Source organism: Pseudarthrobacter sp. NPDC058329 (assembly GCF_042879835.1).
Classification (GTDB): Bacteria; Actinomycetota; Actinomycetes; order Actinomycetales; family Micrococcaceae; genus Arthrobacter.
In genome coordinates this window covers 138,854-158,975 of the sequence record NZ_JBHVZR010000003.1, presented here as the reverse complement: position 1 = coordinate 158,975, position 20,122 = coordinate 138,854, and the positions used below count along the sequence as shown (strand labels likewise).

Genomic DNA, 20,122 nt, shown 5'->3' with positions numbered 1-20,122 from the left:
TGGCTGTGCGCGGTGGTTCAGCTGAGGTTCTTGATGAGCGCCGCGCTTTGTTCGCGGATGGCTTGGAGTCCGGCACCAAGACCGCACAGGATAAGCCCGGCATCCGCCGCCTGCAGCGGCGAGCCGGGTGTGGCCATCCCGTCCGCCCGAAGGTTGATCAGGGATTCGACAAGGCGGAAGGCCAGGTCGCCGGGGTTGGCTCCCAACGCGGCTGCCGGGCCGGAGGCAGGCAGCTCCGCGCCGAGCCTTCCGTACAGGTTGCGCAGGTCCTGCCGGCCCGCGAGGAAACGGGCAAAGCGTTCGCTGCGCGCTTCCGGCAGGTGGTACAGAACGCCGAGGTTCCAGCGTGCGCTGCATAGCTGCGTTCCGTCATAGAGGGCGACGGCGTGAAGCCGGCTCCCGGCCGGCCCTTCAGCTGGGGGCAGGGCTGCTACCGCCCGCGCAAAGGTCAGCCCGCTGGCCACCGTGCCCTCAAGGAGGTCTTCGAGGATGTCGTCCTTGGTCCTGAAGTGGTGATAAAGCGATGACTGCCGGATCCCCACGGCATCAGCAATGGAGCGGGTGGAGGTGTTGGCGAAGCCCTGGGTGGTAAAAAGCTCGGCAGCTGCGTCCAAAATTTCGTCGCGGGCGGTGGCGCCCGGCCGTGAGGGCTGCTGGCTGCGGGGTCGCCCTGGTCCGGCTGAAGTCACCGGTTCATTCTTGCACTCTCCGCAGAGCCGCTAATGCCTCACCGGCACGGTGAGGGGACGGAAATGAAGCCGAAACAAGATGTCTATGTGCCTTTTACAGAGGCGAAACGGTTTGGGGACATGGCGCTGGAAAACTATCACTTGACCGGTATTCCGCAGCAGGTGCTGCATTATCGGCAGGCTCCACCCCAATGCCGTTCCAGCCCCCGGAGAATCCGATGTCCTCAACCGTTCTTCCCACCGTCCATGCGGACGATGCAGACCTGACGTCCCTTGGCTACGAGCCAACCCTCCACCGGAAGCTCGGCCGCTACGCTTCCTTTGCCGCGGGCTTTTCCTTCGTCTCCATCCTCACCACCATCTTCCAGTTGTTCGCCTTCGGCTACTCGTTTGCCGGGCCTGCCTTCTTCTGGACTTGGCCGGTAGTGCTGGTGGGCCAGCTGCTTGTGGCCCTGAACTTCGCCGAACTCGCGGCCCGCTACCCGCTTTCCGGAGCGGTATACCAGTGGGCGCGGCGCGTCGGGGGCGAGGGTGTGGGCTGGTTCGCAGGATGGTTCATGGCCATCGCCCAAGTGGTCACCGCCGCTGCCGCCGCCATTGCCCTTCAGGTGGTGCTGCCCCAACTGTGGGACGGCTTCCAGGTCATGGGCGGTGACCCGGCGCTGAACACCGTCACTGGAGCGGGCAACGCGGTGATCCTCGGTGCTGTGCTCCTGGTGGCCACCACCATCATCAACTCGCTCGGTGTGAAGCTGATGGCCCACGTGAATTCGGTGGGGGTCACCTGCGAGATCGTGGGCGTTGTGGCTGTCATCCTGGCACTTATCAGCGCCGCCCAGCGTGGGCCGGAGGTTGTTGCGGACATTACGGTGCTGCAGTCTTCGGACCTCGGTGCCGTGGGAGCGTTCCTGGTGTCCGGGCTGATGGCCGCCTACGTCATGGTGGGCTTCAACTCCGCCGGTGAGCTGTCCGAAGAAACCAAGGACCCCCGCCGGACCGCCCCCCGCACCATCCTGTCCGCCCTGCTCATCTCCGGCATCGGCGGGGCGCTGATGATCATCACCGCCCTGATGGCCGCACCCAGCCTCGACGACGGCCGGCTCGCCGCCGAGGGCCTGCCCTACGTCCTTACCGCCGTCCTGGGTACCTTCTGGGGCAAGGTCCTGCTGGTGGACGTTGCCATCGCCATCTTCGTCTGCACCCTGGCCATCCAGACGGCCGGTTCACGGCTGGTGTTCTCGATGGCGCGGGACGGCAAGCTTCCTGCTTCCGCCTTACTGTCCTCTGTGCACCCCACCCGCGGCACGCCCATGTGGCCCTCGATTGTTATCGGCGCATTGGCTGTAGGCGTTCTCGCCATCAACGTGGGCAACGCGGCCCTGTTCACCACCCTGACCAGCGTCTGCATCGTGATGGTCTACCTCGCCTACCTCCTGGTCACGGTGCCGCAGCTGCTCAACCGGCTCCGGGGGGACTGGAACCGGGTTGGGCAGACCCTTCCGGCCGGACTCTTTTCGCTGGGGCGGTGGGGCTTGCCGGTCAACGTCCTGGCCGTTCTTTACGGAGCCGTGATGGTGGTCAACCTCGCGTGGCCGCGGCCCGAGGTCTATGACCCGTCCGGCGAAAACGGAATCCTCCTCTACTCCGCCCCGCTCATGGTCACCGTGGTCCTGCTCGTTGGCCTCTGGGTCCGGCGCCGGAACCTCGCAGCCAACGCCTGAGCTACTACCGCACAACAGCTTCGAAAACCCCGCTTCCGAAACAACACAGGATCGACATGACTCAAGTAACCGAGAGCCCAGTAACAGCCGGTACCGCCACGACGGCGGGCGCCCGTGCCCACGCCAGGGAGCAGCACGGCAGGACGGTGGACACCATGCGTTACGTCATGGTCGCCTCCGCCCCGGCGCACCTCACGGCAGGCCTCACTGAAAACGCCATCGCCCAGCTCACCTGGGCTGAATCCCTCGCCTTCGGCCGGTACACCACACTGAATCTGTCCCGCGGGACCAGGCTCAGGCTCACGGATACTTCCGGCGATGCCTGTGTCCACACCCTCCTCTACCGCGCCGGGTCGCTGCACGAGCGGCTCAACATCGCGGACACCGTCAAGGTCCCCTGGCAGGCATACCCAGCCGCCGGGCACCCGCTGATTTCCGACGCCGGACGCCTGATGGCCACGATCGTCGCCGACACGTCCTCCCGCCACGACGCCCTGACCGGTGCCACCACCCTCGAGGGAAATGCGGCGAAGTACGGTGCCGGCACCGCGCACAGCGGATCACCTGCTGCCCGCGAACTGCTCACTCTCGGAGCACTGAAGAGCGGCCTGGGGCCCCGTGACGTGGCGCCGTCGCTGTCTTTGTTCAAGGGCATCAATGTTGACCCGGCCGGAAGCATCACCTTCACCGGGAGCGCAGGGCCGGGTGCCGCCGTCGAGCTCCTCCTCCAGATGGACACCGTGCTGGTCCTCGCCAACACAGCGCACCCGCTGGACCTCCGCGCAGGCTTCACCGGCACCGCTGTTGACATCGTTGCCTGGCAGGCTCCGGAGGACCTCGCCGCACTGGAAGCTGGCGCCCACACGGGCCCCCTGGCTCCGGAACACCTGCAGGCGCTGAAAAACACCGAACACGACCTCACCGCTAGGAACGCCCGATGAACACCGCCATGTACACCCCGCCTGCGGCGGACGCCCGCACACTTGCCCTGGCCCCCGGCGAGGTGGTCCTTGACGAATTCGTCGAGGCCCGCGGCCCATGGTCCGCCGTCGTGGCCGCCGGAGAGGTGCTGACCATCGTGGACCTCGAAGGCAACCAGGCCGTGGACTGCCTGCTGTACGCCGCGGGCGACACCGCCGTGCGCTACTCGGCAGCCGTCACCATCGCCCGGCAGCAGTCGATCGTCCTGACCACCGGTTCCATCCTGCGGGCGGAAACGGGGGCTCCCCTGATGACAGTGGTGGCCGACGAGGTGGGCGTGCACGACACCATCGGCGGGGCCTGCTCGCAGGAGTCCAACACCCTCCGCTACGGACAGCACACCCGGGAACAGCACGCCTGCGTGGAGAACTTCCTGATCGAGGGCTCGCGCTGGGGCCTCGGCAAGCGGGACCTGGTGTCCAACATCAACTGGTTCATGAACGTCCCCGTGGACCCGGACGGCGCCCTGGGGATCGTGGACGGCCTCTCCGCGCCCGGCAAGCGCGTGGCACTGCGGGCCGAGGTGGACACCCTGGTGCTCGTCTCCAACTGCCCGCAGATCAACAACCCCTGCAACGGCTTCAACCCCACCCCCGTTCGTATGATCATCACCCGGCCGGAGGCTGACCAGTGAGCACTTTTGAAACGCAGAACCGCTTCGACACCCTGCTGATCGCCAACCGCGGCGAGATCGCCTGCCGCATCATCGAATCGGCCAGGAAGGTTGGCCTGCGCACGGTTGCCGTGTTCTCCGAAGCGGACCGGGGCGCCAAGCACGTCCGGCTGGCAGATGAGGCCGTGCTGCTGGGACCCGCTCCGGCGAAGGAGTCCTACCTCCGCGTTGAAGCGCTGTTGGAGGCGGCGAAATCCACCGGCGCGGGCGCCATCCACCCCGGCTACGGCTTCCTGTCCGAGGACGCCGCCTTCGCCGAGGCCGTCGAGGCCGCCGGGCTGGTCTTTGTGGGGCCCACCGCCGGGCAGCTGCGCATCTTCGGCACCAAGCACACAGCGCGCGACGCCGCCCGGGCGGCCGGGGTGCCGATGATCGCCGGTTCCGGGCTGCTTGAGGACGTGGACGACGCCGTTGCGGCCAGCACAGCGATCGGCTTCCCGCTGATGCTCAAAGCCACCGGCGGTGGCGGCGGCATCGGCATGACGGTCTGCCGCACCGAGGCCGAACTCGTGGAAAGCTTCCCCCGCGTTGCCCGCCTGGCAGGGGCCAGCTTCGGCACTGCCGGTGTCTTCGCCGAGCGGTATGTCGAGAACGCCCGTCACATCGAAGTCCAGATCTTCGGCGACGGCGAAGGCCGCGTTGTCAGCCTCGGCGACCGGGACTGCTCCCTTCAGCGCCGCCACCAGAAGGTGCTCGAAGAGGCGCCTGCTCCGGACCTGCCGGACGGGCTCCGCGAAGAGCTTCACCGCAGCTCCCGCGCCCTCTGCGCATCACTGAACTACCGCTCCGCCGGCACCGTCGAGTTCGTTTACGACTCCGCCCGCCAGGAAGCCTCCTTCCTCGAGGTCAACGCCCGGCTCCAGGTGGAGCACCCCGTCACCGAGGCCGTCACCGGTGTGGACCTGGTGGAGTGGATGCTCCGCCTGGCCCAGGGCGGCAGCGAAGCCGGCAGTGTTCTCACGGGAGTACCTGACAGCCTGCCGGTTTCGGGCCACGCCGTGGAAGCGCGCGTTTACGCCGAGGACCCTGCCCGCGGCTTCCAGCCCAGCGCCGGCACCATCACCAACGCCGCGTACCCGTCCGCGGAGGATGTCCGTGTAGACGCTTGGGCCGAAACCGGAACCGAAGTCTCCACCAACTACGATCCCCTCCTGGGCAAAATCATCACCTCAGGTGCAAGCCGCAACGAGGCCCTTGACCGGCTGGCCGCTGCGCTCGCCGGCACCCGGATCGACGGGATCGAAACGAACCTCGGGATGCTCCGGGCCGCCACCGGTTTGGACGTGGTCCGCAGCGTGGAACACTCCACCAGCACGCTGGACAACGTGGGCGACCCCGAACCGCGCATCACCGTGGGCCGTCCCGGCCTTCAGACCAGCGTGCAGGACTTCCCCGGCAGGACCGGCCTGTGGCAGATCGGGGTACCGCCAAGCGGCCCCATGGACGATCTTTCCTTCCGGCTCGGCAACACCGCCCTCGGCAACCCGGAAGGCGCTCCGGGCCTGGAATTCACCATGACCGGCCCCAGCCTGACGTTCACCCATGCCACCATCGTCTGCGTCACCGGAGCCGAGGTGACAGTGACAGTTGACGGGACGAAGGTACCCGCCTGGGCACCTGTCCTGGTCCCGGCGGGAGGGACGCTCGACGTCGGTACTGCCGGCGGCAGCGGGCTCCGCGGCTACATCCTGTTCCAGGGCGGCCTGGACATCCCCCAATACTTGGGCAGTGCCTCCACCTTCACGCTGGGCCAGTTCGGCGGACATGCCGGACGGGTCCTCCGCGCCGGCGACGTGCTGCGGGCACTTGCCCCGGCCACGGACAACAATGAGGCCCGGACGGCAGCAGTCCCCCTGGACAGCCGCCCCGTCCTGACCTCCGAGTGGGAACTGAGCGTGGCGGAAGGGCCGCACGGCGCCCCGGAATTTTTCCAGCGTGAAGACATCGAGGAGCTCTACGCCTCCGAGTACGAGGTCCACTTCAACTCCGCCCGTACCGGCGTCCGACTCATCGGCCCCAAGCCGCGCTGGGCAAGGACCGACGGCGGCGAGGCCGGCCTGCACCCGTCCAACATCCACGACACCGCCTACTCGGTGGGAGCGCTGGACTTCACGGGTGACACGCCCATCCTGCTCGGTCCCGACGGGCCCAGCCTCGGCGGCTTCGTCTGCCCCGTGACCGTCGTAACGGCCGACCGCTGGAAGCTCGGCCAGCTCCGGCCGGGGGACAAGGTCCGGTTCGTTCCCATCCGCGTCAGTCAGGCGCCGTCCGCCAAGGACCTCGGACCGGGCCGTCAGTTGGTGTTGCCGGGTGACGCCGGGTGGTCCGGTGGCATCTCCGGTGCCACTGCGGCAGCAGCGCCGGCATCGACTTCCGCAATCAGGGCTGCACGGGGGGATGGCGACGACGGCGTGCTGGGCCGGGTGCCGGAAAGCACCGGAAGGCCTGCGGTCACCTACCGCCGCTCCGGCGACGACAATCTGCTCGTGGAGTACGGGGAGATGGTGCTGGACCTTGGGCTCCGTGCGCGTGTCCACGCCCTGCACCAGCACATTGAACAGCTCCGGGTGCCCGGAATCGTGGACCTCACCCCGGGCATCCGCTCCCTGCAGATCAAGGTGGATCCCTCTGTTCTGTCCACCAAGCGCCTGCTGGGCCTTGTGCAGGACATTGAGGCGGCACTGCCGGCTAGCTCCGAACTGGTGGTCCCCAGCCGCACTGTCCGGCTGCCGCTGTCCTGGGACGACCCCGCCACCCGTGAAGCGATCGAGCGTTACATGGCAGGTGTCCGCGACGACGCCCCGTGGTGCCCCTGGAACATCGAATTCATCCGGCGGATCAACGGGCTGGACTCGGTGAACGACGTGTTCGACACCGTCTTTAATGCCGAATACCTCGTTCTGGGACTGGGCGATGTGTACCTGGGCGCCCCGGTGGCCACCCCACTGGATCCGCGCCACCGCCTGGTCACCACCAAGTACAACCCGGCCCGCACCTGGACTCCGGAGAACGCGGTGGGCATCGGCGGCGCGTACATGTGCATCTACGGCATGGAAGGGCCCGGTGGCTACCAGTTCGTGGGCCGCACCACCCAGGTCTGGTCGCGCTACGCGGACAGCGCCCCGTTCGAGCCCAGCTCACCGTGGCTGCTCCGGTTCTTTGACCGGATCTCCTGGTACCCCGTCAGCCCCGAGGAACTCCTGGACCTCCGCGCCGACATGGCCGCCGGACGGGGCCGCGGGGTGGAAATCGAGGACGGCACCTTCTCGCTCGCCGAGCATGAGGTTTTCCTCGAGGACAACCGCGGGTCCATCGCGGCATTCCGGGAGAAGCAGGGTGCGGCATTCGCCGTAGAACGGCAGGCATGGGCCGACGCCGGCGAGTTTGACCGCGCGGACGCGCTGGCCGCCGTCGTGTCACCGGTTGCAGACGAGGTAACGGTTCCCGAAGGCGGCTCCCTCGTGGCCGCTCCGTTCGCGGCGAGCGTCTGGAAAGTCGACGTCAAGGCCGGTGACCGGGTAGTGCAGGGGCAGCCGCTGGTCTCCCTGGAGGCAATGAAGATGGAAACAGTGCTCGAAGCGCCCTGTGACGGCGTGGTCCTGCAGGTCCTGCCGGTTGCCGGCTCCCAGGTAGTGGCAGGAGAAGCGGTGGTGGTCCTCGGGGGCCTGGATACGGACCTTGAACTGGTGCGCCAAACACAGGAACTGGAAGAGGCAGCAGTATGAACAACGTCACCACCCAGCGCGTTCAAGCCGCCCTCGCCGCCCTGGAAACCATTGACCGCCCGGAAATCTGGATCACCCTCCGCGGCGCGGAGGAGCTCCTCACGGAAGCAGCGGCCATTGACGCAGCTGCTGCCGGCGGCACTAACCTGCCGCTCGCGGGGCTCCTGCTGGCCGTCAAGAACAACGTTGACGTTGCCGCAATTCCGACGACGGCGGGGTGCCCCGGCTTCGCCTACCTCCCCGAAAGGGACGCCGAAGCTGTGGCACGGCTCCGCGCCGCCGGGGCTTTGGTCCTCGGTGTCACTAACCTGGACCAGTTCGCCACAGGCCTGGTAGGCACCCGCAGCCCGCACGGCGCCGTCCGTGACTCCCGCCGCCCGGACCATATCTCTGGCGGCTCGAGTTCCGGCTCCGCGGTTGCCGTGGCACTGGGCCTGGTGGACATCGCCATCGGGACGGACACGGCCGGTTCGGGGCGTGTGCCGGCCGGACTGCAGGGCATCGTGGGCATCAAGCCCACCCTGCATGTTGTGTCCACCGAGGGCGTGGTCCCGGCCTGCCGGTCGTGGGACGCGGTCACCATCTTTGCCCGCCACCTGTCCACCGCGGAGCTGGCCATGGGCGTGATGGCAGGAGGAGCGCGGGCATGGCCCGCCGACATCCGCCTGGCGGCGCCGGAAAAGCCCCGCATCGCGTACCCGGCAACCCTGCCGGCACTCCCGGAAGCCTGGGCCGCGGAATTCCACCGGCACGTTGGCAGGCTCAAAGCGTCGGGCGTGGATGCCCAGCCAATCGAATTTGATGCCTTCCTCGACGCCGCCCGGCTGCTGTACGACGGCGGCCTGGTGGCGGAGCGGTACGCTGCGGTCGGGGACTTCATTGAAACTGCCGACGGCGGTGCGCAGACACAGGCGGGCGTCGACCCCACAGTGGGAGGTATCATCAGGGCAGCAGGCAAGGTGCCCGCCCACGGCTACCTTGCTGACACGGCGAAGCTCGAGGCGCTGAAACAAGAGGCGATGGCGCGGGTGGAAGGTTTCGACGCCCTGCTGATCCCCACCACCCCCTTCCACCCCACCCTCGCCGAGGTGGCCGCGGACCCGGTGGGAGTGAACTCCCTGATGGGCACCTACACGAACTTCTGCAACCTGTTCGACCTGTGCGCCGTCGCTGTCCCGGCAGGTGAAGTGGACGGCGCCCAGTTTGGCCTGACCGTGGTGGGCCGGACCTTCCACGACGCCGTCGCGGCGGACATCGCACGCCTGCTCGAGGTCACCCCGGACTCTCCGGCGCTCTTCGCCGAAGGGGCGGCACAGGAAGCCCCGCACGCAGGCGACCGGCCATCGTCGTCATCCCCCTGGCCCGTGGCAGCGGGCGCAACCGCAGTCCCGCTGGTGGTGGTGGGCGCGCACCGCAAGGGCCAGCCGCTGGCGCCGCAGCTTGAAGAGCTGGGCGCCGCCTGGGACGGTCCCGTGCGGACGGCTGCCCGCTACCGGATGGTCTCACTCGACACCGTGCCGCCAAAGCCCGGGGTGTACCGCTCGGACGACGACGGCGCGGAGCTGGTGGGGGAGCGGTGGCTCGTGTCCGAAGCGGGGCTGGGGTCGTTCCTGGCCGCGCTTCCCGAACCAATGCTGCTGGGTTCGATAGAGCTTGCCGACGGTTCCAGGGCTGTTGGGTTCGCCTGCGACGCTGTGGCGGCCTCCCGCGGGGAAGACATCACCAGCTACGGCGACTGGCTGGCAGCCAAGGATGACCAGGGCCAGTCCAAGAGCCTGTGGCAGAACCTGGGGGATGCTGCGCTCGCCGGCTTCAGCCGCGGCGGGCACGCCTGACCCATCCCGTGGAGTTTTTGGGCAGTACCGTGGTGCTCCGGCGGGCGGAGGCCACGGTATCTGCCCGGAAAATCCGCCGGCTGCCCGGATGCTCAGTCCTTGAAGTACTCGGAGATGTCCGTCACCAGTTCGTTCACGGCAGCGGGGATGGAGCCATGGAACCCCTTGGGGGAGAGCTCGTAAGTACTGCCGGGGACGGCCGCGTGAAGTCGCTCCGCCGTGGCTTTGTAGTAGCTGGGGCTTTTGCCGCCGGCCATAAAATGCGTGTTTGCGGGCAGCACGCTGAAATCCCTGGCGTGGTCCGCCTCGTTGTAGGCGGCCCGCAGTTCACCAACGCCGCTGGGCATCACCTCGCGGAACATCCTGTTGACCTTTGTTCTGGACAGCAATGCCATCAACCCGGCAAGGACAGGCTCGGGGATCTTCGCCATCGCCGAACCGGGACTCGTTGCCTTTTTCATGTGGGCAAGGGCGTGGCCCACCCGGCCCTCGTTCACGGCGTCCTCGAAGCCGTCCAGCCAGTCGGTGTCGATGCTGCCATCGATGTTGACGGCGGCGTCGTACACAGCGAGCTTGTCCGGGACATAAGGCGTCCCGGTGAACTCCTGCACTGCGTTGAGGGCGACTGAGCCGCCCAGGCTGTGTCCCAGAATGTTCCTCGCACCCGTACTGTCAAGAACAGTGCGGACGTCCGCAATCTCGGTGGCCATGGAGTAATCGGCGGGCTGCTCGGAGGAGCTCCCGCGCCCGCGGCGGTCGTAGACGTCCACCGCCCACCCCTTGCCCAGGCCCTTGGCGAGCGCCACCGAAAACGGGCGGTAGATCAAGGCAGTCAGGAACGCGCCGCCGATCAGCAGCACCCGGCGTTCCCCGGGCGCGTCCTCGGTGCCGTAACTGTATAAGGCCAGGCGGCCGCCGTCGTGCGTTGGAAGTACCTGTTCTTTCACCACCCCATCCTAGGCAGCCGACCGCGACCGCCTGCGAAGCCGGGCGTGGCCAACTCCCGGTAAACTTGATGATTGTGACTTCCCAAAACACTTCCACGCCCAAGAACGCCCCGGAGCCGCTTGATGCCAGCGAGCAGATGCGGATCCGCATGGAGAAGCGCGCCAAGCTGATCGAACGCGGCGCCGAGGCGTACCCGGTGGGTGTTGAGCGGACGCATTCCCTGGCGGAGGTCCGCGAAAAGTACGCCCACCTTGAGGCGGACGACACCACTGGCGACATTGTCGGCGTCACCGGCCGCGTCGTGTTCGTGCGCAACACCGGAAAGCTGTGCTTCGCTACGCTCCAGGAGGGCGGCACCGACGGCAAGGGAACCCGGCTGCAGGCCATGCTCAGCCTCGCCAACGTGGGGGAGGAAGCGCTCGCCGACTGGAAGGCGCTGGTAGACCTCGGCGACCACGTGTTCATCAAGGGCGAGGTCATCTCCTCACGCCGCGGCGAGCTCTCGGTCATGGCCGAATCCTGGTCCATGGCTTCCAAAGCGCTCCGCCCGCTGCCGGTCCTCCACGCGGAGCTGAACGAAGAGACCCGCGTCCGCCAGCGTTACGTGGACCTCATGGTCCGCGACGAGGCACGCGAAATGGTTTACACCCGCGCCGCCATCACGCGCTCCATCCGCGAATCGCTCTTCCGCCACAACTATGTGGAAGTTGAAACGCCTATCCTCCAACTGGTCCACGGCGGTGCGCTGGCACGCCCGTTCGAAACCCACATGAACGCGTTCGACCAAAAGATGACCCTGCGCATTGCCACCGAGCTCTACCTCAAGCGTGCCGTGGTCGGCGGCATCGACCGCGTCTACGACATGGGGCGCGTGTTCCGTAATGAGGGCGTGGACTCCACCCACAGCCCCGAGTTCACCACCCTGGAGTGCTACGAGGCGTGGGCGGACCAGTTCGTGATGGCGCAGCGCATCAAGGAGATCATCCTCGACGCCGCGGACGCCGTGGGTGCCGGCCGCGTCCTGCAGACCGAGGCGGGGGAGATAAACCTCGACGGCGAATGGGCTTGGGTTTCTGTCTACCCCGGGTTGTCCGACGCCGTTGGCCAGGAGGTCACGCCGGAGACTTCGCTGGAGGTGCTGCGGGAGATCGCCGAAAAGCACGAGGTCAAGGTTGATCCCAAGTGGGACGCCGAGAAGCTGGCTGTGGAGCTCTTCGGCGAAATCGTGGAGCCCACCCTGCTGAATCCCACTTTTGTCTACGACTATCCGCCCTCTGCCCAGCCGCTGGCCCGCCCGCACCGCGAGGATGGACGGCTCATCGAGGCCTGGGACCTCATCATCGGCGGCATGGAGCGCGGCACCGCTTTCTCCGAACTGATCGATCCTGTTATCCAGCGCGAACGGCTTACCGAGCAGTCACGCCATGCAGCCGCCGGCGATGATGAGGCTATGCAGCTGGACGAGGACTTCCTGCGCGCACTGGAATACGGCGCCCCTCCCATGGGCGGCATCGGGCTCGGGATTGACCGGCTGGTAATGCTGTTCACCGGTGCGGGGATCCGCGAAACCATCCTCTTCCCGCTGCTGAAGCCTGAGGGGCACTGACCATGGAATATGTAGCAGTACTCCTGCCTTCCCTTGTGGTGGGCCTGCTCTTCTGGTTTGCCATGAAATCAATCTTCAACGCGGATAAATCCGAACGCCAGGCAGAGGCCCGGGCCCAGGCGGAAGCCGAAGCGCGTAATGCCCGGCCTGCGGACCGCCCGGGCCCGGAATCGAATAGATAAACTTCCGAACCCTACGTTTTTATCCCCAGGATCCAATTGACGCTTTGACGCGTTGCCATAAAGAGAGTCATACTTTTAGGGAAACATCCTGCTTTTCTGAAAACCGAACCCTTTCCAAAGGAAGACTTTAAATGGCACAGAAAGTAAACATCATCCTCGTTGATGATTTGGATGGGGGATCCGCAGACGAGAATGTTAAGTTTGGCCTTGACGGGGTCAACTACGAGATTGACCTATCGGCGGCCAATGCCGCCGAACTCCGTTCCTCACTGGAACGGTTTATCGGGGCTTCGCGCAAGGCTTCCGGCAGCAGCGGTCGGGCAACCCGCACCAAAGCGTCCGGCGGCAGCCGCAGCCACGATTCGGCACAGATTCGCCAATGGGCGCGGGAAAACGGCTACACGGTTAACAGCCGCGGCCGAATTCAGGCCGAAATCCAGGAAGCCTACCAAAAGGCCAATTCCTAGTTTCAGCCACAGTGTGCCAAAAGCCCTGCTTCCCGCTTTGGGAGGCGGGGCCTTTTCCGTTTCCGGCCCTGCAAAGCCGGCAGTGCCCGCAATAACGCTGCCCGGAAGCGACGTCAGGGGGCGGGGCGGATTAACGGCATAGAGGCTCTCCCTGTGCAGGCAGTCCAACCAATACAGGCGGTGCCACCAATATAGGCAGTGCGACGGCGGAGGTGCCGGCAAGGGTAGTTCGAGCCTCCCGTCAATTTCCCAACTGTTTGTCCTGTTTATCGCCGCCCCACGGCCACCCAGGCGGCGATAAGCGCGACGAGGGGGACAGGAACGCACCCAAAAACGTCAGCCGCGGGCGCGGCCAACTCCGGTGCAGGCGGCCCGTTCCCGCGGCGCGCGAAGCCCTCCTGGCCGATGATTGATACACGCGAATAAGTCACCCGGTTTCCCCCGTGGCGAACACGCTCCACAAGTATGGGCAGGCCACGTAGCATCAAAGTACGTCGTAGCTAGGAGTGTGGCGAAATGTTTGAGCGATTTACGGACCGTGCCCGTCGCGTAGTTGTGCTTGCCCAAGAAGAGGCACGCATGCTGAACCACAATTACATTGGTACCGAACACATCCTCTTGGGTCTTATCCATGAGGGTGAAGGTGTTGCCGCCAAAGCTCTTGAGTCCTTGAGCATTTCGCTCGACGGCGTTCGCGAGCAGGTGCAGGAGATTATCGGGCAGGGCCAGCAGGCGCCGTCCGGCCACATCCCCTTCACCCCACGTGCCAAGAAGGTGCTGGAACTCTCGCTGCGCGAAGCCCTCCAGCTGGGACACAACTACATCGGCACGGAGCACATCCTGCTGGGACTCATCCGCGAGGGTGAGGGTGTTGCCGCCCAGGTGCTGGTCAAGCTCGGCGCCGACCTTAACCGGGTCCGCCAGCAGGTCATCCAGCTCCTGTCGGGCTACCAGGGCAAGGAAACCACCGGCGCAGGCGTCGGCTCCGGCCAGCCCGAGGGCACGCCGGCGGGATCCGTTGTCCTGGACCAGTTCGGCCGCAACCTGACCCAGGCTGCCCGCGAGAACAAACTGGACCCGGTCATCGGACGCGAGCAGGAGATGGAACGCGTTATGCAGGTCCTCTCCCGGCGCACCAAGAACAACCCGGTGCTGATTGGCGAGCCCGGCGTCGGCAAGACCGCCGTCGTCGAGGGCCTCGCCCAGTCGATTGTCCGGGGCGACGTGCCGGAGACCATCAAGGACAAGCAGCTGTACACCCTGGACCTCGGTTCCCTGGTGGCAGGCTCCCGGTACCGCGGTGACTTCGAAGAGCGCCTGAAGAAGGTCCTCAAGGAGATCCGCACCCGCGGCGATATCATCCTCTTCATCGACGAGATCCACACCCTTGTGGGTGCCGGTGCCGCCGAGGGTGCCATCGATGCCGCGTCCATCCTGAAGCCCATGCTTGCCCGCGGTGAACTCCAGACCATTGGTGCCACCACCTTGGACGAGTACCGCAAGCACATCGAGAAGGACGCCGCGCTGGAGCGCCGCTTCCAGCCGATCCAGGTGAAGGAACCCTCCGTGGCGCACGCCATCGAGATCCTCAAGGGCCTGCGTGACCGCTACGAGGCACACCACCGCGTCACCATAACCGACGGCGCCCTCGCTTCCGCTGCCAGCCTCGCCGAGCGCTACATCTCCGACCGCTTCCTGCCGGACAAGGCGATCGACCTGATCGACGAAGCCGGCGCGCGGCTGCGCATCCGCCGCATGACCGCTCCGCCGGAGCTCAAGGCCATGGACGAGCGCATCGCCAAGCTGAAGATGGAAAAGGAGTCCGCGATTGACGCGCAGGACTTCGAAGGTGCAGCTGCGCTCCGTGACAAGGAGCAGAAGATGATCACCGAGCGTTCCGAGAAGGAACGCCACTGGAAGTCCGGCGGCATGGACGACATCTCCGAGGTGGATGAGGATCTCATCGCCGAGGTGCTGGCCAACTCCACCGGCATTCCCGTGTTCAAGCTGACCGAGGAAGAGTCCTCACGACTCCTGAAGATGGAAGACGAACTGCACAAGCGCGTGGTGGGCCAGGACGAGGCCATCAAGGCCCTGTCCCAGGCAATCCGGCGCACCCGTGCAGGACTCAAGGACCCCAAGCGTCCGGGTGGCTCGTTCATCTTCGCCGGCCCCACCGGCGTCGGCAAGACCGAGCTCGCCAAGGCACTTGCGGAGTTCCTGTTCGGTGAAGAGGACGCCCTCATCACCCTGGACATGTCGGAGTACTCCGAGAAGCACACCGTCTCGCGGCTCTTCGGTGCCCCTCCGGGCTACGTGGGCTACGAGGAAGGCGGCCAGCTGACCGAGAAGGTCCGGCGCCGTCCGTTCTCCGTGGTGCTGTTCGACGAAGTGGAGAAGGCCCACGCGGACCTCTTCAACTCGCTGCTGCAGATCCTGGAAGACGGCCGCCTGACCGACTCCCAGGGCCGGGTGGTGGACTTCAAGAACACCGTGATCATCATGACCACCAACCTGGGCACCCGGGACATCTCCAAGAGTGTGGCCACGGGGTTCCAGTCCGGCACCGACACGCAAACCGGCTACAACCGTATGCGCGCCCGTGTCACCGAGGAGCTCAAGCAGCACTTCCGCCCCGAGTTCCTGAACCGTGTGGATGACGTTGTGGTGTTCCCGCAGCTCACCCAGGACGAGATCATCGAGATCGTGGACATGTTCGTTGGACGTCTGGAAAAGCGCCTCAAGGACAAGGACATGGGCATCGAACTCACGCCCAAGGCCAAGGTGCTCCTCGCGACCCGCGGATACGATCCCGCCATGGGTGCCCGGCCGTTGCGCCGCACCATCCAGCGCGAGATCGAGGACCAGCTGTCAGAGAAGATCCTCTTCGGCGAGATCCACGCCGGCGATATCGTCGTAGTGGACGTGGAAGGCGACGGCGACGACGCCAAGTTCACGTTCGCCGGTAACGCCAAGCCGCGCATCCCGGAAATCGCCCCGAGCGTCTAGGTACCACCACGAAGGCCCCGCCCGTTCCTTGGAGCAGGCGGGGCCTTCGTTTTGCCCGCAGTCCCGTCCAAAGGCAGCCGCGGCCTCAACCAGGAACGTTGCTTTTGCCCTGTCGCCGGACAGGTGGTTGTGAGGCGGGACACACTTCGGGTTGAATCGGGGGCATGGCTAATCAGAACCCGGTGATCCCGGACGAGCAACCTTTGACCCCCTTCCATGATCTGGACCACTACCTCTCCATCCCCCGGGTGAGTGGGCTGGCGATGAGCCCCGATGGCCGTCGGCTGGTCACTACCGTTGCCACTCTCAACGGCAAGGGAACCGAATTCGGTACGGCCCTGTGGGAACTCGATCCTGCAGGGCAGAAGCACGCGCGCCGCATCACCCGCAGCGCCAAGGGTGAGGCGGGGGCGGCGTTTGCGGCCAACGGTGACGTCTACTTCACCTCCGCCCGGCCCGATCCCGACAGTCCCGAGGGCGAGCCCGTCAGCGCCCTCTGGCTCCTGCCCGCCGATGGCGGCGAGGCGCGGGTGGTGCTGAACCGGCCCGGCGGCATCAGTGCCGTACGGACAGCCATAACGGCCGGCGCCACCTTCGTTGTCGCGGACGTCCTGGCGGGCTCTGCCAACGAAGATGACGACGCCGAACGGCGGAAGTCACGCAAGGACAACAAAGTTTCCGCAATCCTGCACAGCGAATATCCGGTGCGGTACTGGGATGCGGACCTTGGGCCCGGCCAGCCGCGGATCTTCGCGGTCGAGCCCGGGGAGGAGAAGGATCCCGGCAAACCCGTTACCGTGGACGCCACGGCGCCCCTGGCCCTCCGGAACCTCACTCCTGATGCGGGTGCGCGGCTGCGGGAGGCGGAAATTGCCGTCAGCCCCGACGGCCGGACCATATACGCGAGCTACACCAAACCGCTTGCCAAAGCGGACAGCAGATCCGTCCTGGTGGCCATCGATGTGGCCACCGGCGACACCAGGGTGCTCCTGGACCACGAGGACATGAGCTACTTCCCCGGTCCGGTCAGTCCGGACGGCAACACCCTGCTGGTGGCGAGCGAGAGCGACACCACCCCGCACCAGGCGCCGCAGGTCAAGCTGCACCTCCTCGATGTCTCCTCGGCGTCCACGTCCGGCGCTGGCCAATTGACACCCCTGGCACACGACTGGGACCGCTGGGCCAAGCCGGCGGCCTGGCTGCCCGACGGTTCCGCCGTCCTGGTCACGGCGGACGACGACGGCGCGTCGCCGGTCTTCCGCATCAGCGTTCCGGCATCTGCCGCGGAGGTGAGCGTCACCCGGGTGACGCAGGACGCTGCGGCCTACACCGACGTCGTGGTGTCGCCTGAGGGGCGCAGCGCCTACGCGCTGCGCAGTTCCTATGAGTTCCCACCGGAAGTTGTACGCATAGACTTCCACACCGGGGAAGCCACCCGGCTGCCGGCCCCGGCGGAACGGCCCACCCGTCCGGGCAGGCTGGAGCGGATTGCGGCGACTGCGGCGGACGGCTCACGCGTCCCGGCGTACCTTGCGCTCCCGGAGGGGGCGTCCGCGGACTCCCCGGCACCCATGCTGCTTTGGATCCATGGCGGACCGCTGGCATCCTGGAACGCCTGGACCTGGCGCTGGAACCCCTGGCTGCTGACCGCCAAGGGGTACGCCGTCCTGCTGCCCGATCCTGCCCTCTCCACCGGCTACGGCCAAAATTACCTCCAACGCGGCTGGGGCGCCTGGGGTAGAGCTCCGTTCACCGACCTGATGGCCGTGACTGATGCCGCCGTCGACCGCCCTGATATTGACGCGGACCGGACCGCAGCCATGGGCGGCTCCTTCGGCGGCTACATGGCCAACTGGGTCGCCGGGCAGACTGACAGGTTCAAAGCCATAGTGACGCACGCGAGCCTATGGGCGCTGGACCAGTTCGGCCCCACCACGGATGTTTCGCAGTACTGGCTGAAGGAAATGACAGAGGAGATGGCTCTGGAGAACTCGCCGCATCTCCACGTCGAAAAAATCAGCACGCCCATGCTCGTGATCCACGGGGACAAGGATTACCGGGTACCCATCGGCGAAGGCCTGCGCCTCTGGTTCGAACTGCTGTCCAAATCGCAGCTGGCCGCCGACCAGGACGGCCGGACCCCGCACCGGTTCCTGTACTTCCCGGACGAGAACCACTGGGTCCTCCAGCCGCAGCACGCAAAGGTCTGGTACGGCGTGGTGGAGAGCTTCCTGGCCCGGAATGTCCTCGACCAAGACCTGCCTGTCCCGGGTGAGTTGGGGCTGTAGGGCGGACGGCTTGGCGCCGTCGGCCGAGACATTTGCCGGCGCCTGCTCGTTACTCGCTTTGACGGCGCCTACACAAATGCCTGACCGCCGCCACCTGCGTGCTGCACACCTTTAGCGAAGCGAGGGTGCCGGGGTCATTTGTGTAGCTTGCGTCAGAGCGACGAAGGAGCAGCAAGCGGCAAATGGCGCCGGTGCCGGAGCGCCCCAACCTGGCGCCGTCACGCGTCCAGACTGCGGCGCCTCGTAGGATTGAACCTGTGACTGACTCCTTCCATATCCGTCCTGCACGCACCGGCGATGTTTCCGCGATCAAGAGACTGGTGGCGCCGCTGGCGGAGCAGCGGATTCTGATGGCCAAGGAGACGGTGGCCTATTACGAGAGCCTGCAGGAGTTCCGGATCGCCGAATCCCCGGACGGCGAAGTTATCGGCTGTGGCGCCCTCCACGTCATGTGGGAAGACCTGGCCGAAGTGCGGACCCTTGCCGCTTCTGCAGACTGGCGGGGACAAGGCGTAGGGCACGTGCTGGTGGAAAGCCTGCTTGAGGAGGCGCGCGCCCTGGGCGTTGCCCGGGTGTTCTGCCTGACATTCGAAGTGGATTTCTTCAAGCGTCACGGCTTCGAGGTCATGGCAGACCAGTCAGCCGTGGATCCCGTGGTGTATTCGGAACTGCTTCGATCCCACGACGAAGGCGTTGCTGAATTCCTGGACCTGGCACGGGTGAAGCCGAACACGCTCGGGAACACCCGCATGATCAAGTTCCTCTAGCCCTTCGTTACAACAGAGCGCCGCCCGAGGACTGCCTGAACTGCGCTTTCTTTTACTCGATTTGATGGATAAACTGGCTGAGGCCGGGATTGGGGGCCCATGGAAAGGGACAGTCATTGGGGGCTGTCCCTTTTCTATATTCGCTGGAGTGCCAGCCCTACCGCCGCTGAGCTTGCCGGTAGTAGGGTCGGAAATGTCACCCTCCAGGAAGCAACCCAGGAGTACCGCCATGAAAAAGCTCATCAACGATCCAAAGTCGGTAGTTGACGAATCCGTGCAGGGCTTTGGCCAGGCGCATGCCGACCTCGTCACTGTCAGCGCCGATCCCACCTACATCACGCGCAAAGACGCGCCTGTCAGTGGGAAAGTAGGCCTCGTCTCCGGCGGCGGCAGCGGCCATGAGCCGCTGCACGCCGGATTTGTGGGGCACGGCATGCTCGACGCCGCCGTGCCCGGCGCGGTGTTCACCTCTCCAACGCCGGACCAGATCCTCCCGGCGACACTCGCCGTTAACTCGGGCGCCGGCGTCGTGCATATCGTCAAGAACTACACCGGCGACGTCCTGAACTTCGAGACTGCAGCCGAACTCGCCGAAGCGGAAGGCGTTGACGTCCGCACCGTCCTGGTTAACGACGACGTTGCCGTGGAGGACTCGCTGTACACGGCAGGACGGCGCGGAGTGGGCGGGACTGTACTGGTGGAAAAGATCGCCGGAGCCGCTGCGGAGCGCGGCGACGGCCTCGACGCCGTGGCCGCCATCGGTGAACGCGTCAACAGCAACGTCCGCACCATGGGGGTCGCGCTCACGGCCTGCACCGTACCCCATGCGGGCACACCGAGCTTCGACCTGGCCGAGGATGAAATCGAGATCGGCATTGGCATCCACGGCGAGCCGGGCAGGCACCGGATCGCGATGGAAAACGCGGACGGCATCACGGACCGCCTGCTGGAACCTGTGCTGACTGACCTGGGTATCACGTCGGGGGACCGCGTCCTGCTGTTTGTGAACGGAATGGGCGGCACTCCCCTGAGTGAGCTGTACATCGTCTACCGGCGGGCGGCGCAGGTGCTCGCGGACAGGGGAGCCGCCGTCGAACGCTCCCTGGTGGGGAATTACATCACCTCCCTGGAGATGCAGGGATGCTCCATCTCCGTGCTGCGGCTGGATGACGAACTGACCGAACTGTGGGGCGCGCCGGTGCACACCGCGGCGCTGCGCTGGGGCGTGTAG

14 protein-coding genes are annotated in these 20,122 nt (G+C 66.1%); 12 read left to right on the top strand and 2 right to left on the bottom strand.

Annotation, left to right across the window (positions count from 1 at the left end; translation table 11 throughout):
- Positions 1-17 precede the first annotated feature (17 nt).
- Positions 18-689, bottom strand: coding sequence for a TetR/AcrR family transcriptional regulator (locus tag ACFVYC_RS06795; protein ID WP_387548257.1), 672 nt, complete (start codon positions 687-689; stop codon positions 18-20).
- A gap of 218 nt (positions 690-907) precedes the next feature.
- Here ACFVYC_RS06795 and ACFVYC_RS06790 point away from each other — a divergent pair, with 218 nt between their 5' ends.
- Genes ACFVYC_RS06790 through atzF form a run of 5 tightly spaced genes read left to right on the top strand, consistent with a single transcriptional unit; the run spans position 908 to position 9,624 of the window.
- Complete coding sequence (locus ACFVYC_RS06790; RefSeq protein ID WP_387548255.1) at positions 908-2,410, top strand: amino acid permease; 1,503 nt, start codon at positions 908-910, stop codon at positions 2,408-2,410.
- A 56-nt stretch (positions 2,411-2,466) separates the two neighbouring features.
- Positions 2,467-3,351: an urea amidolyase associated protein UAAP1 gene (locus ACFVYC_RS06785; protein WP_387548252.1), complete on the top strand. Its 885-nt coding sequence runs from the start codon at positions 2,467-2,469 to the stop codon at positions 3,349-3,351.
- Positions 3,348-4,025, top strand: coding sequence for an urea amidolyase associated protein UAAP2 (locus ACFVYC_RS06780; protein WP_387548250.1), 678 nt, complete (start codon positions 3,348-3,350; stop codon positions 4,023-4,025). Before ACFVYC_RS06785 ends, ACFVYC_RS06780 begins: the two co-directional genes overlap by 4 nt.
- Positions 4,022-7,789 carry an urea carboxylase gene (gene uca / locus ACFVYC_RS06775; protein WP_387548248.1) on the top strand — a complete coding sequence of 1,256 codons (3,768 nt, stop codon included), beginning with the start codon at positions 4,022-4,024 and terminating at the stop codon, positions 7,787-7,789. Before ACFVYC_RS06780 ends, uca begins: the two co-directional genes overlap by 4 nt.
- Positions 7,786-9,624 carry an allophanate hydrolase gene (gene atzF, locus ACFVYC_RS06770; protein WP_387548245.1) on the top strand — a complete coding sequence of 613 codons (1,839 nt, stop codon included), beginning with the start codon at positions 7,786-7,788 and terminating at the stop codon, positions 9,622-9,624. Before uca ends, atzF begins: the two co-directional genes overlap by 4 nt.
- A gap of 92 nt (positions 9,625-9,716) precedes the next feature.
- On the opposite strand, the gene ACFVYC_RS06765 is transcribed toward atzF, so the two are convergent.
- Complete coding sequence (locus tag ACFVYC_RS06765; protein ID WP_387548242.1) at positions 9,717-10,571, bottom strand: alpha/beta fold hydrolase; 855 nt, start codon at positions 10,569-10,571, stop codon at positions 9,717-9,719.
- Positions 10,572-10,639: 68 nt separating this feature from the next.
- Between ACFVYC_RS06765 and lysS the strand changes: the two genes are divergently transcribed.
- From lysS to dhaK, 7 genes are all read left to right on the top strand, one after another.
- Positions 10,640-12,178 (top strand): lysine--tRNA ligase, encoded by a 1,539-nt coding sequence (gene lysS / locus ACFVYC_RS06760; RefSeq protein WP_387548239.1) that lies wholly within the window; start codon positions 10,640-10,642, stop codon positions 12,176-12,178.
- 2 nt (positions 12,179-12,180) lie between these two features.
- A complete protein-coding gene (locus ACFVYC_RS06755; protein WP_387548236.1) occupies positions 12,181-12,360 on the top strand; it encodes a hypothetical protein in 180 nt (59 codons plus the stop codon).
- 131 nt (positions 12,361-12,491) lie between these two features.
- The gene (locus ACFVYC_RS06750; protein WP_387548234.1) at positions 12,492-12,827 is read left to right on the top strand and encodes an Lsr2 family protein; all 336 of its coding nucleotides are present in this window, start codon (positions 12,492-12,494) and stop codon (positions 12,825-12,827) included.
- Between the two features lie 516 nt (positions 12,828-13,343).
- The gene (locus ACFVYC_RS06745; RefSeq protein ID WP_387548231.1) at positions 13,344-15,836 is read left to right on the top strand and encodes an ATP-dependent Clp protease ATP-binding subunit; all 2,493 of its coding nucleotides are present in this window, start codon (positions 13,344-13,346) and stop codon (positions 15,834-15,836) included.
- 164 nt (positions 15,837-16,000) lie between these two features.
- Positions 16,001-18,124 (top strand): prolyl oligopeptidase family serine peptidase, encoded by a 2,124-nt coding sequence (locus ACFVYC_RS06740; RefSeq protein WP_387548228.1) that lies wholly within the window; start codon positions 16,001-16,003, stop codon positions 18,122-18,124.
- A gap of 257 nt (positions 18,125-18,381) precedes the next feature.
- Entirely contained in the window at positions 18,382-18,891 is a 510-nt protein-coding gene (locus tag ACFVYC_RS06735; protein ID WP_387548226.1) for an amino-acid N-acetyltransferase, read from the top strand.
- Positions 18,892-19,120: 229 nt separating this feature from the next.
- Positions 19,121-20,122, top strand: coding sequence for a dihydroxyacetone kinase subunit DhaK (gene dhaK / locus ACFVYC_RS06730; RefSeq protein WP_387548224.1), 1,002 nt, complete (start codon positions 19,121-19,123; stop codon positions 20,120-20,122).

Coding starts and splice junctions, on each gene's coding strand:
- ACFVYC_RS06790 (WP_387548255.1), top strand. CDS start 908: ATGTCCTCAACCGTTCTTCCCACCGTCCATGCGGACGATGCAGACCTG.
- ACFVYC_RS06780 (WP_387548250.1), top strand. CDS start 3,348: ATGAACACCGCCATGTACACCCCGCCTGCGGCGGACGCCCGCACACTT.
- ACFVYC_RS06745 (WP_387548231.1), top strand. CDS start 13,344: ATGTTTGAGCGATTTACGGACCGTGCCCGTCGCGTAGTTGTGCTTGCC.
- lysS (WP_387548239.1), top strand. CDS start 10,640: ATGATTGTGACTTCCCAAAACACTTCCACGCCCAAGAACGCCCCGGAG.
- ACFVYC_RS06785 (WP_387548252.1), top strand. CDS start 2,467: ATGACTCAAGTAACCGAGAGCCCAGTAACAGCCGGTACCGCCACGACG.
- ACFVYC_RS06750 (WP_387548234.1), top strand. CDS start 12,492: ATGGCACAGAAAGTAAACATCATCCTCGTTGATGATTTGGATGGGGGA.
- dhaK (WP_387548224.1), top strand. CDS start 19,121: ATGAAAAAGCTCATCAACGATCCAAAGTCGGTAGTTGACGAATCCGTG.
- ACFVYC_RS06755 (WP_387548236.1), top strand. CDS start 12,181: ATGGAATATGTAGCAGTACTCCTGCCTTCCCTTGTGGTGGGCCTGCTC.
- atzF (WP_387548245.1), top strand. CDS start 7,786: ATGAACAACGTCACCACCCAGCGCGTTCAAGCCGCCCTCGCCGCCCTG.
- ACFVYC_RS06740 (WP_387548228.1), top strand. CDS start 16,001: ATGGCTAATCAGAACCCGGTGATCCCGGACGAGCAACCTTTGACCCCC.